Annotated in this window: 10 protein-coding genes and 1 riboswitch; of the genes, 8 read left to right on the forward strand and 2 right to left on the reverse strand. The window is 51.8% G+C overall.

What is annotated here, in order from left to right; genetic code table 11:
- The first annotated feature begins 95 nt into the window (after positions 1 to 95).
- The 4 genes from nrdI (at position 96) to metE (ending at position 6,242) form a co-directional block, all read left to right on the forward strand.
- Positions 96 to 455: a class Ib ribonucleoside-diphosphate reductase assembly flavoprotein NrdI gene (nrdI, locus tag AC0LWT_RS22310; RefSeq protein WP_474683486.1), complete on the forward strand. Its 360-nt coding sequence runs from the start codon at positions 96 to 98 to the stop codon at positions 453 to 455.
- Positions 442 to 2,526: a class 1b ribonucleoside-diphosphate reductase subunit alpha gene (gene nrdE, locus AC0LWT_RS22315; RefSeq protein WP_474683487.1), complete on the forward strand. Its 2,085-nt coding sequence runs from the start codon at positions 442 to 444 to the stop codon at positions 2,524 to 2,526. The genes nrdI and nrdE overlap by 14 nt, the downstream gene beginning before the upstream one ends.
- 22 nt (positions 2,527 to 2,548) lie before the next feature.
- The gene (gene nrdF / locus AC0LWT_RS22320) at positions 2,549 to 3,517 is read left to right on the forward strand and encodes a class 1b ribonucleoside-diphosphate reductase subunit beta (RefSeq protein WP_474683488.1); all 969 of its coding nucleotides are present in this window, start codon (positions 2,549 to 2,551) and stop codon (positions 3,515 to 3,517) included.
- 65 nt (positions 3,518 to 3,582) lie between these two features.
- Positions 3,583 to 3,792, forward strand: a riboswitch (cobalamin riboswitch).
- A 146-nt stretch (positions 3,793 to 3,938) separates the two neighbouring features.
- Positions 3,939 to 6,242, forward strand: a complete 2,304-nt coding sequence (gene metE / locus AC0LWT_RS22325; protein WP_474683489.1) for a 5-methyltetrahydropteroyltriglutamate--homocysteine S-methyltransferase — start codon at positions 3,939 to 3,941, stop codon at positions 6,240 to 6,242.
- A gap of 94 nt (positions 6,243 to 6,336) precedes the next feature.
- Here metE and AC0LWT_RS22330 read toward each other — a convergent pair whose 3' ends face one another.
- On the reverse strand, positions 6,337 to 7,050 hold the full coding sequence (locus tag AC0LWT_RS22330; RefSeq protein WP_474683490.1) for a response regulator transcription factor: 714 nt from the start codon (positions 7,048 to 7,050) through the stop codon (positions 6,337 to 6,339).
- 144 nt (positions 7,051 to 7,194) lie between these two features.
- On the opposite strand from AC0LWT_RS22330, the gene trmL reads away from it, so the two are divergent.
- On the forward strand, positions 7,195 to 7,659 hold the full coding sequence (gene trmL, locus AC0LWT_RS22335; RefSeq protein WP_474683663.1) for a tRNA (uridine(34)/cytosine(34)/5-carboxymethylaminomethyluridine(34)-2'-O)-methyltransferase TrmL: 465 nt from the start codon (positions 7,195 to 7,197) through the stop codon (positions 7,657 to 7,659).
- 99 nt (positions 7,660 to 7,758) lie between these two features.
- On the opposite strand, the gene AC0LWT_RS22340 is transcribed toward trmL, so the two are convergent.
- Positions 7,759 to 8,961 carry a sialidase family protein gene (locus AC0LWT_RS22340; RefSeq protein WP_474683491.1) on the reverse strand — a complete coding sequence of 401 codons (1,203 nt, stop codon included), beginning with the start codon at positions 8,959 to 8,961 and terminating at the stop codon, positions 7,759 to 7,761.
- A gap of 324 nt (positions 8,962 to 9,285) precedes the next feature.
- On the opposite strand from AC0LWT_RS22340, the gene AC0LWT_RS22345 reads away from it, so the two are divergent.
- The 3 genes from AC0LWT_RS22345 to AC0LWT_RS22355 all read left to right on the forward strand — a co-directional run bounded on the left by AC0LWT_RS22345 (position 9,286) and on the right by AC0LWT_RS22355 (position 14,565).
- Positions 9,286 to 11,088 carry a PrpR N-terminal domain-containing protein gene (locus tag AC0LWT_RS22345; protein ID WP_474683492.1) on the forward strand — a complete coding sequence of 601 codons (1,803 nt, stop codon included), beginning with the start codon at positions 9,286 to 9,288 and terminating at the stop codon, positions 11,086 to 11,088.
- Between the two features lie 786 nt (positions 11,089 to 11,874).
- Complete coding sequence (locus AC0LWT_RS22350) at positions 11,875 to 13,467, forward strand: type 2 periplasmic-binding domain-containing protein (protein WP_474683493.1); 1,593 nt, start codon at positions 11,875 to 11,877, stop codon at positions 13,465 to 13,467.
- A gap of 126 nt (positions 13,468 to 13,593) precedes the next feature.
- The gene (locus AC0LWT_RS22355; RefSeq protein ID WP_474683494.1) at positions 13,594 to 14,565 is read left to right on the forward strand and encodes an ABC transporter permease; all 972 of its coding nucleotides are present in this window, start codon (positions 13,594 to 13,596) and stop codon (positions 14,563 to 14,565) included.
- Positions 14,566 to 14,567: the final 2 nt, after the last annotated feature.

Consider the following 14,567-nt stretch of genomic DNA (forward strand, 5'->3'; position numbering starts at 1 on the left):
CAGGCGTTATGTTCGCATGTTCCTGTGGCGTATTCGGTCCTTCTTTTTGCCGAATGCGCCATTTTAATGGTTTTGACAGAAGGAGACGAAATCCCATGCTGATTGCTTACGATTCCAAGACGGGAAATGTCCGCAGATTTATTAAAAAATTAAATTTGCCTGCGGTTCAAATTGAAGAGGCGATGAAGATGGATGAACCTTTCGTGCTTGTCACCTATACGACAGGCTTTGGTCAAATTCCGGAGAAAGTCGCACACTTTTTGGAGCGGAACCATCCTAGGCTCCAAGGCGTAGCGGCCAGCGGGAACCGGAATTGGGGAGATGGATTCGCAAAGAGCGCGGACCGCATCGCCGAGCGTTACGGCGTGCCTGTGCTCGGCAAGTTTGAACTGTCCGGAACCCGGCAGGATGTTCAGCGATTTGTTCAGGAGGTGCACGCAATTGCGGCATATTGAGTTAAACAACCAGATCATGCAGCGCGGTGTCGACGGCTTTTTTCAATTGGAGAAAGACCGGGAAGCCGTGCACGAATTTATGGAAGAAGTGAACCGCAACAGCCTTCATTTTGCCGATACGGCTTCGAAGGTTCGTTACATGATAGATAACAACTTTTACGAGGATGTTTACGAGAAATATTCCGCATCCGAAGTTGAAGATACATACAAAATCACTCACGAATATAACTTCGAATTCTCCTCGTATATGGCGGCTTCGAAGTTTTATACGGATTACGCTTTGCGCAGTGACGATAAAACCCTTTATCTTGAGCATTATGCGGACCGGGTCGCGATTGTGGCGCTTTACTTGGGTCGCGGCGATGCGGAAACGGCGAAACAGTTGGCGAAATCGATGATGGAACAGCGGCTGCAGCCTGCGACGCCGACGTTTTTGAATGCCGGCAAAAGCCGCAGGGGCGAGATGGTATCCTGCTTCCTGCTGGAGATGGACGATTCGCTGAATTCGATTAACTATGTGCTGGGCACGTGCATGCAGCTGTCCAAAATCGGCGGCGGCGTGGCCGTCAATCTGTCCAAGCTGCGCGGCCGCGGAGAATCGATCAAAGGCGTCGAGCGTGCGGCCAAAGGCATTATGCCGGTGCTCAAGCTTATGGAGGACGCTTTTTCCTATGCGGATCAGATGGGCCAGCGCAAAGGTTCCGGAGCGGCGTATTACAACATCTTCGGATGGGACCTCATGGAATTTTTGGACAGCAAAAAAATCAATGCGGACGAAAAGTCGCGCCTCAAAACGCTGTCGATCGGTTTGATCGTGCCGAATAAATTCTACAAACTGGCCGAAGAGAACCAGCCGCTGCATGTGTTCGCGCCTTATACGGTATACAAAGCGTACGGCAAGCACCTTGACGATATGGACATGGACGAGATGTACGACACGCTGCTGGCGGACCCTAGAGTCAAAAAGAAACCGGTGATGAGCGCCCGCGAAATGCTCGTAAAAATCGCCACGACGCAGCTGGAATCCGGCTATCCTTACATGATGAACCGCAGCAATGCAAATTTGGCGCACCCGCTCAAGCAGATCGGCGCGATCAAGATGTCTAACCTTTGCACGGAAATTTTTCAGCTGCAGGAGACGTCGGAGATCGGCGATTACGGCGATGAGAACCTGATTCGCAGAGATATTAGCTGCAATCTGGCTTCCTTGAACATAGCGAATGTCATGGATCTGAAAAAGCTGCGCGAATCGGTGCACGAGGGCATGATTGCGCTGACCTCCGTCAGCGATATGACGACGGTCGCCAACGCGCCGGGCGTAGCGAAGGCGAACCGCGAGCTGCACTCGGTCGGACTGGGTGCGATGAACCTGCACGGATATTTGTCCAAAAACAAGATCAGTTATGAGAGCGAAGAAGCGAAAGATTTTGTCCGCACGTTTTTCATGGCGATGAATTTCTTCTCGATTGAAAAAAGCATGGAGATCGCGAAGTCGAAGGGCGAGACGTTCGACGGGTTCGAGCTTTCGGAATATGCCGGCGGCGCTTATTTTGACCGCTACTTGCAAACCGATTACCGCCCGGTCACAGACAAGGTGAAACAACTGTTCGAGGGCATGCAGATTCCTTCTCCGGACGATTGGGCCAAGCTGAAGGAAGAAGTGCGCGCTCACGGGCTTTACCATGCGTACAGAATGGCTATCGCTCCTACGCAAAGCATTTCGTACATCCAGAATGCGACTTCCAGCGTCATGCCGATCGTCGAGCCGATCGAAACGCGGACGTACGCGAACTCGACGACGTATTACCCGATGCCGTATTTGCGAAGAGACAATTTCTTCTTCTATAAATCGGCGTATCAAATGAACCAATTCAAAATTCTTGACCTGATTGCCGAAATCCAGACGCATGTCGATCAAGGCATTTCGACGGTGCTTCATGTCAACAGCGATGTGACGACCAGACAGCTTGCGCGCTATTATTTGTACGCTGCCCGTGTCGGGTTAAAATCGCTCTATTACACGCGGACGAACCAGCTCTCCGTTGAAGAGTGCGTCAGCTGTTCGGTGTAACGGGAAGGGGAATGAATACAAGATGACCACCAAGAGAGCCGTCAACTGGAACCGGCCTGACGACGATTTTACGATCACGTTCTGGAATCAAAATATTATGCAGTTTTGGACGGACGAAGAAATTCCTCTGTCTGACGATAAAATGTCCTGGATGACGCTGAACGAAGCGGAGCGCGACCTGTATATGAAAGTGCTGGGCGGGCTTACGCTGCTCGATACGATGCAGGGCGGCGTAGGGATGCCAAGAATTTTGGAGCATGTGGACGGGCTGCAGCGCAAAGCGGTGCTCAGCTTCATGGGCATGATGGAGCAAATTCACGCCAAATCGTACAGCAGCATTTTTACGACGCTGTCTACGACGGAGGAGATCAACGACATTTTCCTCTGGGTGGAGCGAAATCCGTATTTGCAGTTCAAGGCGAATACGATTGCCAAATATTACGACGGCATTCACACCCGCAAGGATCTGTATTTGGCGATGGCGGCATCCGTGCTGCTTGAAAGCTATTTGTTCTATAGCGGCTTTTTCTATCCGCTGTATTTGGCCGGCCAAGGCAAGATGACGAGCAGCGGCGAAATCATAGATCTGATTTTGCGCGACGAAAGCATTCACGGGCTGTATGTGGGCGTGCTTGCCCAGGAAGTGTACGAGGAGCTGACTCCGCAGGAGCAGGACGAGGCTTACGAGACTTTGACCGCGCTTCTGAAGGAGCTTCATGCGAATGAGGAAGGGTACACGGAGGATCTGTACAGCGCGATCGGCCTGGACCGGGAAGTGAAGGCGTTCCTGCGTTATAACGCGAACAAGGCGTTTATGAATCTCGGGCTCGACCCTGCATTCCCGGAAGAGGAGATCAATCCGATCGTGCTGAACGGACTCAGCACCAAGACGAAGCAGCACGACTTTTTCTCCAAAAAAGGCAACGGCTACGTTCGCACGATTCATGTGGAGCCGCTGAATGACGACGATTTTGTTTTTGACAATTTGTAAGAAAAGCTTGTATAAAAATTAATATTCATGTATAGTTATACATTGTATCGAATGTAAGCAGACAATTGCATATTGTGGAGACAGGTGCTCTTGCCCGAACGAATCGTTCTTGGGCTTGAGTTTAAAAGGGAAGTTCGGTGCAAAGCCGACGCGGTCCCGCCACTGTAACAGAAGAGTCGCAGCAAACATCGCCACTGGTTGAATGAATAACCGGGAAGGCTGCTGCCGATGATGACGCTGATAGCCAGGAGACCTGCCTGTTTCAACGACACTGCTTTTACCTACGGGAGATAGGGAGGTGTTAGATGGCAACCGATAAGTATAATCGCGAGGCGTCTTTCCCTTTGTCTTTTTGAGGGAACGACGTCTTTTTTGTGTTCCGCTCAGAAAGTACAAATGAGGAAAACGGAGGCGAGCTTAAGTGGCTGGTGCAATAAAAATTGGCAATTTGGGATATCCGAGAATCGGTGAGGACCGGGAATGGAAAAAAGCGCTGGAGGCGTTCTGGTCCGGTAAAATAAGCGAGCAGGACTTAGTGGCGGAGATGGAGCGGATCCAGCTCGCGCATGTGCAATTTCAAAAATATGCGGGGCTGGACGAAATCCCGGTAGGCGATTTCACTTATTACGATTCGATGCTGGATATGGCGGTCATGTTCGGTATCGTTCCGGCGAGGTTCGCGCATTCGGGAGGGCGCGTGCCGCTTGCCACTTATTTCGCGATGGCGCGCGGGAACAGTCAGGGTGCAGCCTGTGAAATGACAAAATGGTTTAATACGAATTATCACTACATCGTCCCGGAAATCGGGGAGGACGCACCAACGTTAACATACAACAAACCGCTGGAGGCGTACCGCTTTGCCAAGTCCAGGGCGGACGTCGAAGGCAAACCTGTGCTGGTCGGGCTGTACACGTTCCTCAAGCTGTCGAAGGGGTTCGCGGCTTCGCGGCTCGGCGAGAAAGTCGGGCAGTTTTTGCCGGTCTATTTGCAGGTGTTGAAGGAACTGGCGCAAGAAGGCGTCGCTTGGGTGCAGATCGATGAGCCCGCCTTGACGACGAATCCGTCTGCGGAGGAACTTGAGCTTGTGGAGCAAATTTACGGCGCCATCCATCGGGAAGTGCCGGGGTTGAACGTGATGCTGCAGACTTATTTTGAGGCGGTCGAGCATTATGAGCGGGTGGTCCGCTTGCCTGTTCAAGGCATCGGACTGGATTTCGTGCACGATGGCGGGGCCAATTTACGGGCTGTGGAGGCGCACGGATTTCCGGCCGACAAGCGCCTTGGCGCAGGCATTATCGACGGGCGCAACATATGGCGCGCCGACCTGGAAGCGAAGCTGCTGCTGGCGCAAAAGCTTGCGGCACACGTACCGCACGAGCGGCTGGTGCTCCAGCCGTCCTGCAGCCTGCTGCATGTGCCTGTAACCGTTGTGCGGGAAACGAAGCTTCCCGCCGCATTAAAGCAGGCGCTTGCTTACGCCAACGAGAAGCTGGTCGAACTGAGGCTGCTCGGCCAGGCGCTCGCAGGCGGACAGGAATCCGCTGCGGCCGAGTGGCAGTGGAACCGGGAGGCGCTTGCCGGCTTCCGCGCGCTGCCTGAGCGGAACCGCCAGGATGTGGCCGCGCAGTTGGCCGGGCTTGAGGCAGTCTCGCATACGCGCGGTCTGCCGTTTGCCGAGCGCTTTGCGCTGCAAGCCGCCCACTGGAAGCTTCCGCTGCTGCCGACGACGACGATCGGCAGTTTCCCGCAGACGCCGGAGGTACGCAGCGCCCGCCTGAAATGGCGGAAGGGCGAGCTGGACACGGCGAAGTACGAAGCGTTCATCGATCAGGAGATTGCCAGCTGCATCAAGATCCAGGAAGAGATCGGCCTGGATGTGCTCGTCCATGGCGAGTTCGAACGCACGGACATGGTGGAATATTTCGGCGAGAAGCTGGACGGCTTCGCCTTTACGCAGAACGGCTGGGTGCAATCGTACGGCTCCCGCTGCGTCAAGCCGCCCGTCATTTACGCGGATGTCGCATTCGCGGCGCCGATGACGGTGAAGGAAAGCGCCTATGCCCAGTCGCTGACGGCTCTTCCGGTTAAAGGCATGCTGACCGGGCCGATCACGATTTTGAACTGGTCGTTCGTCAGAGACGATTTGAGCCGCGAACAGGTGACGAACCAGATCGCACTGGCGCTGCGCAAGGAAGTCGAAGCGCTGGAGAGCGCAGGCATCGAGATGATCCAGGTTGACGAGCCGGCGCTCAGAGAGGGCTTGCCGCTGAAGGTGAAGGATCAGCAGAGTTATTTGGAATGGGCGGTCAAAGCGTTCCGTATCGCCACTTCCAGCGTCAAGGATACGACGCAAATTCATACCCACATGTGCTACTGCGAGTTCCATGACATGATCGATTCCATACGCGCATTGGATGCGGACGTGATCTCGATTGAAACGTCCCGCAGCCACGGCGAGCTGATCTCGAGCTTCGAGCTGCAGGGCTACGATCACGGCATCGGTCTGGGCGTGTACGACATTCACAGTCCGCGCGTGCCGCAAGCGGAGGAAATGACCGAGATGATCGGGCGGGCGCTCCGGGTGCTGCAGCCGGAATTGTTCTGGATCAATCCCGATTGCGGCCTGAAAACGCGGAAGTGGGAAGAGACGGAAGCCTCTTTGCGGCATATGGTGGAAGCGGCCCGTCAGGCACGCGAAGCATTTAGCGAATCAGTTCGGGCTTAATAGACGGCAGGAATAAAAAAGAGCACCTCCAACCTCTCCGGTAAAGAGAGCTGGGGGTGCTTTTTCGTTCATGAGGGGGATGCGCCAGTTGCGGCTAGGCAAGCGATTCCTTCACTGCAGGCTCGGTCAGCTTGTAGCCGACGTTGCGAATCGTGACGATATATTCGGGGTTGCGCGCATTGTTCTCGATTTTATCGCGCAAATGGGAGATGTGAACGTCGACAATCCGCGTATCGCCGAGGAAGTGGTAGTCCCATACGCCGTGCAGCAGCTGCTGGCGGCTGAGCACTTTCCCGCGGTGCTTGCAAAGGAAGAGCAGCAGTTCGAACTCTTTGGGCGTCAGCTCGATCGGAGTGCCGCTGACCGTAACTTCGCGCTGATCCGAGCGGATCGTAATCTGGCCGATGTGCATAGGCGCGTTCTCGTTCGTGGACGGCAGCGCCTGCACGCGCCGCATAATAGCCTGGATGCGGGAGATCAGCTCCTGCGGGCTGAACGGTTTGGTCATATAATCGTCCGCTCCGTTGTCCAATCCGGCGATTTTGTCGGTCAAGTCCTGCATAGCGGTCAGCATAATGATCGGCACGAGATTGTTTTGGTTTCTCAGCTTGCGGCAAACCTGGAAACCGTCCATTTTGGGCAGCATCAGATCCAGTACGATCAAATCCGGACGGAACGTCTGAATAGCTTCAAATACGGCTTCGCCGTCGTAAACGCACTGTACTTCGTATCCTACCAGTTTCAAGTTGAATTCTATAAGCATCGAAATGGACGGCTCGTCATCCACAACTAATATTTTTCTTTTCATCGATATGTCGGCTCCTTTAATCGAATGATAAGTCTATTATGAAGGTATTCTATCAACGACATATTAAGATAAAGTTATCCCTGTGTTAAATTGATTTCCTGCTGCTCTTATAATAGGATATAATGTGAGGTGAATTTGACGGAAATGGCTTTTCATATCGTGCTGGTCGAACCAGAAATACCCGCAAATACAGGCAATATATCCCGCACTTGCGCGGCGACGGGAACTTATCTGCATTTAGTAAGGCCTTTAGGCTTCCAAACCGACGACAAAACGTTGAAACGCGCGGGGCTTGATTATTGGCATTCCGTAAAGCTGGAATACCACGATTCGTTTGACGAGGTGCTGCAAGCATATCCGGACCGGAGGTTTTTCTTCGCGACGACGAAGGCGGAAAAGCGTTACACGGATTTTACATTTCAGGACGGCGATTTCTTTGTTTTTGGCAAGGAAACCAAAGGCTTGCCTGACTCTATCCTGAGCGCGCATCCGGAAACTTTGATGCGGATGCCGATGAGCGATGCGGTGCGGTCGCTTAATCTTTCCAACTCCGCCGCAATTATTTTATATGAAGGTTTGCGGCAGACCGGTTTCGCCGGCCTCACGTAAGCTGGCGGATTGATCGCCGGGCCCAGGCGCTGCGGCGCGGCAAAAAAGCCTATGAGCTGCCCGTTTCCGAAAGGAAGCCGGCAGTTCACAGGCTTTTTTTCACTCCATCGGGAAATTGTCCCATGGCCATTTGTTTTTTTCGATGCCTTTCACCCATTGTTCGGAAAAGCTCACGTATTTAATGTGCGTGCGGGTGCCGAATGCATAAGCGGCATGGATCATTCCGTCTTTCGATTGGATGAGAAAGGGGTATTCGTATCTCCGGTTGAACCGCGCATTCTTTTCCCCGCAATAATGATCTCCCGTGTCAATATGCCGCATGTACGGCCAAGTTTTTCCTTCGTCCTCGGAAATTGCTATCGTAACGGGAACTCTTTCATAGGGCCAAATCGTTACATCCGGATCTTCGTTTGCGCTGCAATTGTTGAAAATGATGGCGATGCCGCCGCTTTGGAGGCGAATGGCGCGGATCGATGCATTGTTGTTCGGGAGCGCCGTTTTCTCGGGTACGGTCCAGCTTTCCCCGTAATCCGACGATCGGCTGGAATAAATCCGGTCCGCATTGCGGCTGCGGAAAAAAGCAGCGAGCTTGCCGTCGTCAAGCTCCACGATGGAAGCGTGGACTCTCCCTCTGCTGCCGGGAATTTCAATTTTTCGCCATGAACGGCCCTCATCGTCGGATACGTGTACGGCGCTGTAATCGTGGCCGAATTGCTTCGTTTCGTCGAGACTGCTGTACCAGACGGGGAATATCCAGCGGTTGTTGCTCAATACTGCAATGGGATGACGGCAAAAAGTTCCCGGCTCGTCAAACAGCGCCTCCGAAGGCCTCCAATGCTCCCCGTTGTCGGCGGAGATCCGGCATTGCACCTGTGACGTATGCTGCATGGCGAACGGCCCTGACGCCTCTTTGCTTTTGAGCATGGCTTGCCATTCGGCCAGCGAGCAGCCGCGGGTGTCCATCGACGTGTGCAGCAGCCAAACTTTTCCGTCGGGGGCTTGAAACAGGGACGGATTTTGATCGGCTTTGGCAAAGTCGTCGGAGAGGCGGACAGGGGGCGTCCATTGCGCCTGCCGGTGGTCCAGCCTGGACATGTAAATTTTAATGTCGCCGGCCCCTTCGTCCGATCCGCCAAACCATACGCACAGCAAGTCTCCGTTATCCAGTTCGATCAAAGCGGGGGCGTGATTGGTCGGCGCAGCGGCAGGAATCAGCGCTTCGATCCGGTCGGATTCATGATGCAAATAGCATTGCCCGTCTTGCAGCAGCGTTTTTAAATGGACGATTTTGGTTTGATCCATACGAGTTCCCCTCATTCTGTGCAGGATATAAAGCGCTTTCTAAATTTTGCGGGTGTGTTAATTAATACGGCAATTCGGTGTATTGAGATGATTGGATTTACTAATATGTGTTGCGATATAGCGCTTTTTAACGAATATATCATGTGATGGATAGGTCGTCAATTCATTTATTGTTATATTTTGAAACAATACTGCTGAATTAGCGATTGTTGTGAAGCGGTTGCCTGGCGGACAAAAATATATCGAAATTTCTTCGTTTTCATAATTGCAATTTTCGCAGAATTGAGCTATATTATGCCTAAAATTGCAACAGAGGGTGTAAACGTGAAAATAAAGACATTGGTCATTGCCCCGTATCGCGGGCTTTTGGAGCTGATCAACAATTTGGAGAGCGAGCTTCCGGAATTTGAGATTACAGCTATTCAGGGCGACCTGTCCGAAGGCCTCCATGCGTTCAAAGAACGTTATATGAACAGAGAGTTCGATGTCGTGATTAGCCGCGGCGGCACGGCGAGGCTGCTCCGGAATCATATTCCGCAGCCCGTAGTTGAAATCCAGGTTTCGGGATTTGACATTTTAAGAATTTTGACGCTGCTGAAGGGCTACAAATCGAAAATCAAAATCATCGGATTTCCCAACATCATTCAAGGCTTCGGCGCCGTATCGAGCTTGATGAATATCGAAATTCCGTGCGCGGAAGTTCAGGGGGAACATGAAGTCGAGCCCGCTTTGAGAAAAGCGAAGGAAGAGGGAGTTATCGTCGTTGTCGGCGATAACGTGACGACCCGCCTGGCCAATGAGCTCGGCATGCAGGGGGTTTTGATCACGTCGGGGCGGGAGTCGGTGCTAGATGCTTTTTACTCGGCCAAGCAGATGTACCGGGTGCTGAACTCTTCCAAAATCCGCAATGTCGTCTATGAGGATTTGTTGAACCAGGTGGATCAGGGCTTCGCGATCGTCAATGAGCAGGGCGTATTGGAGTATGCCAATGCTTTGTTTAAGCAGCGCCTGCAGTTGGAAGAGCAAGAGAGCGAAGCGAATTCATTGTTCGCGGATCATCCCTACTTTTTGAAATTAATCGAGGATTTGCAGCGGGAGCAGCCCTTATATGAGCCGTTGAATTTTTATGCGGCCGGCAAGAAGCTGACGGTTTCGGCAAAACTGCTGAACCTTGTTCCTGCCAAACCTTCATATTTGTTCAAATTGACTGCCTCGGAGGATGCAGCGGACAGCTTGCATATCATTTACCATAAAAAAAGCGGGGCTTCCGCATTTCCCCCGATCATAACGCTCGGCGAACCGTTTCAACAGGCGTTCATCGCCGCGGAACAGCGGTTCCGGGAGCATTTGCCGATTGCCGTTTACGGCGAGACGGGAAGCGGGAAAATGCTGTTTTGCGATATGCTGTATCAAACGGAGCGGTATAAAGACGGGAGCATGATGGAAATCGTGATCCAGGATGGCAGCGAGGAGACGTGCACCCGACTGCTTAAAGTTGTGCAAAACGCCCAAGCCGACTCGTTGGTGTACATCAGAGGCCTGGAAAAAACGCCGGCTTCTTTGCAGCGGAAACTGTGCCAAATGCTGCCGAAGCTGACAAGCTATTTTGTGTTTTCGTTTTTGCGCAGCCCGGATCAATTGAAGGACGAAATGCTGCTCGATTCGAAAATGTTTGAATCGCTCAGCCGGGCGAGCTTGTTTTTTCCGCCGCTTCGCGATCATGCGCGATATTTGGAGGAGCTGGTGCGCACTTTTATAGTGCAAAGCAACGAAAAATACGGCAAACAGGTCGTTGGCATCCGTCCTGCGGTGCTGGAGGAGCTGCGGACGCACCCTTGGAAAGGGAACTTTATCGAATTGAAAGAGATGATCGAGGAATCCGTAAAAAATGCGAGCGGCGAATATTTGGAGGATGACGCGCTGCAGCTCCTTTACGCTTCGAACAGCGGCGACAAACGGCGCGGCGGAGCGGCCGGGCGCATCGATATCAGCCGCCCGCTGGAAGATATCGAACGGGAAATCATCCAGCTTGTTCTGGAGGAAGAAAACATGAACCAGTCCAAAGCCGCCAAAAGATTGGGCATCAACCGCTCCACTCTATGGCGCAAAATAACGGAAAACAAATGAGAACAAGGCGCGTATCCTTCGGGAATGCGCCTTTTTTGTGCGTGGTCGGCCGCCGACCGCCGTTATGCAGAGGCAACACCCGTACGGTATTTCACTTGACGGGAGACTGGGGTCTTCTGCCCGCGCAAGATGGCGCAACCGGCTGGGTGGCGAAAGCTGAGCCCGGCTTGCCTTGCGAAAACGAAAACCTGCAAAAGTGCAGGAATTTTCGGCTGTAGTGGCTCGATTAGGGGAAAAGACTGCAAAAGTGCAGGAATTTTTGCCGAAAACGGGTCTGAACGAGAGTTTGGGCGGAAAAGCCTGCACATTTGCAGGAATATTCCGCATCGAGCGAATCAGGGCGTAAAAAGATGTACTTTTGCAGGTTTTTGCGTGCGGTGCTGATCAGTAATGCGTTAGTGCAGGTTTTCTGCGCGATGCTAGACCGGGGAAGCGCCGGCGGATGAGGGGCGGAAGCGGGGCAAGGCATGAGACGATAGGAAAATTTTGATTCTATTTTCCTGTTCGGCAGTTGTGTTATGTTGAACTCAATCGGGCGGGGGCGGTACAGGTGGGCTTCCTGTTCTAATCTTTTTTGCATCAATTTTGTTCGTTGATAATATTTTATTTCAAAAAAAGGTTGATTTATTGTTGTAAAATGATATAAATTATTCTTGTAAGCGTTATATTTCATGAAAATAGAAAATTTAGGAGGTTAATGTTGCTAAATGCAATATGTCACTGAAAACTCTCCGATTTCTTGAAAGCGTTTGCCTTAGTAAAACAAATCGAAAGGGGAAGCTTTTAATGAACATGAAGCGGGCTATGAAAGTAATACCGGCTGTGACGTTGACAGCGACGTTAGTTTTATTGAGCGCGTGCGGCAAAGATGGCGGAGGCAGCGCCGGGGCAAGCGCGGCTCCAACCGGCAGCACTGCTGCGGGATCAAATGGAAGCGCTTCATTCTCTTATATGATGGCGGGCAAGTACGTGAACTGGCTGAAGGATTTGAAATGGTTTCCGGAACTGCAAAAAGCAACCGGCACTCAGGTCAATTTGGTTAACGGCGGGGAAGACGACGATGTTTATCAAAAAAATCTGGATTTGAAAATCGGATCGGGTCAATTCCCCGATGCCGGCATCGTATCGCTGGCCCAATCCGAGGTTTACGGCAAGCAGGGCGTGTTTGTGGATTTGAAGCCTCTCATCGACAAATTCGCGCCGAATATAAAAAGCTTTTTGGACAAAAATCCCGACTACAAAAATCTGGTGACCAACAAGGACGGAAACATTTTCGGTTTGCCGCAGGAATACCCGACTATTACCGGCGTTACTTTTTATCGCGAGGACATGTTTAAAAAGGCCGGTATTGCAAGCAACCCCAAAACGATCCAAGAGTTTACGGACGATTTGAAAAAGCTGAAAAATACGTACAGCAGTGATCCTAACTTTTATCCGTTCACTGGACGCGACGGTTATCTCAAATTTGCCGAAGTGTTCGACGCTAACGATAAAGTGGATTCCAGCGGCAAAGTTCACGGGATTTATGAGAACGGTTTGGGTTTCGATCTGAACAGCGCCGGGTTCAAAAAGCAAATCGAATGGTACAAACAGTTGTATGCGGATAAGCTCATCGATCCGGAGTGGGTGGCCGGCACCGCAACCGAAGAAACGTGGCAGACGAAAATGCTCACAGGCAAAGGAGCGATCGGCAACGACTTCTTTACGCGTCCGTCGTGGTTTATGAACAATGGCGGGCCGAAAAATGACCCGAACTACTCCATCAAGGTCATGGATCCGTTCATGACGATAAGCGGACAGCAAAGCAAGGTTCCGCCTGCGGCACAAAAATACAAAACGGACCGCGTGTTTGTCATCAATTCCAAATCGAAAGATAAAGCGGAGGCTATCGTCAAGTTTATGGATTATGTGTTCTCCGATCAAGGGAGAACGCTGATGGACTATGGCGTGGAAGGCCAATCCTACAAAGAAAACGGCGGCAAAAAAGAATTTACCGTCGAGTTTGCCAAAGAAGGCAACCAGCCGCTCGGCACGCCTGTCTGGAATTTCCTGCAGGACAGACTGACGTTCCCGGCGCCGGTCAACAACGCCGCTTATTATCAATGGATGGACCCGCTGACGAAATCTTTTGCAACGACTTATTTTGATAAGTTTACTGCTCTCGATTTGCCGATTATCAAATATTCGGCCGACCAGTTAAAGGAAAGAACAAGCTTGCTGGCCGCCGTGAAGCCGGAGCTGAACGCCAATCTCGTCAAGTTCATTACCGGTAAGCGGGATATGTCCCAGTGGGATGCGTTCCTGAAAGAGATGGATCAATTGGGTTACGGCAAAATCGTTCAAATCGATCAAGCCGGATTCGACGCCATGAAAAAATAGCTTGCGGCAGCGTTCACTCCATCCGTTCACGCAAGGGATGGAGTGAACGCTCAAACGCATGTCGGAACAGGAACGGGAACGGGAACGGGAACGGGCTTTCAACCCATCGAAAAAAGGTGATTCCATATGAATGTACTAACCGAAAAGAAAACCGTCGGGAATGTAAGAACCGCAGCTCGGACCCGCAGCAGTTGGCTAAAGCCGATATGGGATGCGAGATTGCTGTATCTCATTCTTTTGCCGGGCCTTGTCCATATGATCATATTCAAGCTGCTGCCTTTGTTCGGACTCGTGATCGCGTTTGAGGATTATAACGTGTTTCAGGGCGTGTTTGGCAGCCAATGGGTCGGCTTGAAGCATTTTGTCACGTTTACGCACGATCCTTATTTCTGGAAACTTGTGGCGAACACGCTTTTGCTCGCTTTTTACAACCTGCTGTTCGTATTTCCGATTCCGATCGTCTTTGCGCTGTTTTTGAATGAAGTCCGCATTTCGTTTGTGAAGCGGTTTGTTCAGACGTTCAGCTTTTTCCCGTACTTTATTTCTTCCGCCGTCATGGTGAGCATTTTGTACAAACTGCTCTCTCCGCAGGGCGGTTTGGTCAACCAGGCGTTCGGGGCGATGGGAATCGAGCCTATTTTTTTCATGGCGGATCCCGGCTGGTTTCGCTCCTTGTATGTGGGCTTGAACGTCTGGCAGCTGTTCGGCTACAGCTCGATTATTTATTTGGCGGCGATGACGAGCATCGATCCGAGCTTGTACGAATCAGCCGAAATCGACGGGGCGAACCGCTGGCAAAAAATAATGAAAGTGACGCTGCCCTCGATTTCCAGCACGATTGCGGTCATGTTTATTGTGAACATCGGCCAAATATTAACCGTCGACCTGGACAAAATTTTGCTCATGTACAACCCGAGCGTTTACGATACGGCGGATGTGATCCAAAGCTATGTGTACCGCCGCGCATTCGCGAATACGGGTTTCCCCGATTACAGCTTCGGGGCCGCTGTCGGCTTGGCGCAGTCGGTTGTCGCTTTCATACTGGTCATCGCCGCCAACAAGGGTTCGAAAAAATTCTCTGAATCCAGATTGTTCTAGGA

It is taken from the genome of Paenibacillus sp. sgz302164 (assembly GCF_056120505.1).

What these genes read in the sequence shown, in the direction of transcription:
- nrdI (WP_474683486.1), top strand. Translation starts at nt 96, where the DNA reads ATGCTGATTGCTTACGATTCCAAGACGGGAAATGTCCGCAGATTTATT.
- nrdF (WP_474683488.1), top strand. Translation starts at nt 2,549, where the DNA reads ATGACCACCAAGAGAGCCGTCAACTGGAACCGGCCTGACGACGATTTT.
- AC0LWT_RS22330 (WP_474683490.1), bottom strand. Translation starts at nt 7,050, where the DNA reads ATGAAAAGAAAAATATTAGTTGTGGATGACGAGCCGTCCATTTCGATG.
- trmL (WP_474683663.1), top strand. Translation starts at nt 7,195, where the DNA reads ATGGCTTTTCATATCGTGCTGGTCGAACCAGAAATACCCGCAAATACA.
- AC0LWT_RS22340 (WP_474683491.1), bottom strand. Translation starts at nt 8,961, where the DNA reads ATGGATCAAACCAAAATCGTCCATTTAAAAACGCTGCTGCAAGACGGG.
- AC0LWT_RS22350 (WP_474683493.1), top strand. Translation starts at nt 11,875, where the DNA reads ATGAACATGAAGCGGGCTATGAAAGTAATACCGGCTGTGACGTTGACA.
- AC0LWT_RS22355 (WP_474683494.1), top strand. Translation starts at nt 13,594, where the DNA reads ATGAATGTACTAACCGAAAAGAAAACCGTCGGGAATGTAAGAACCGCA.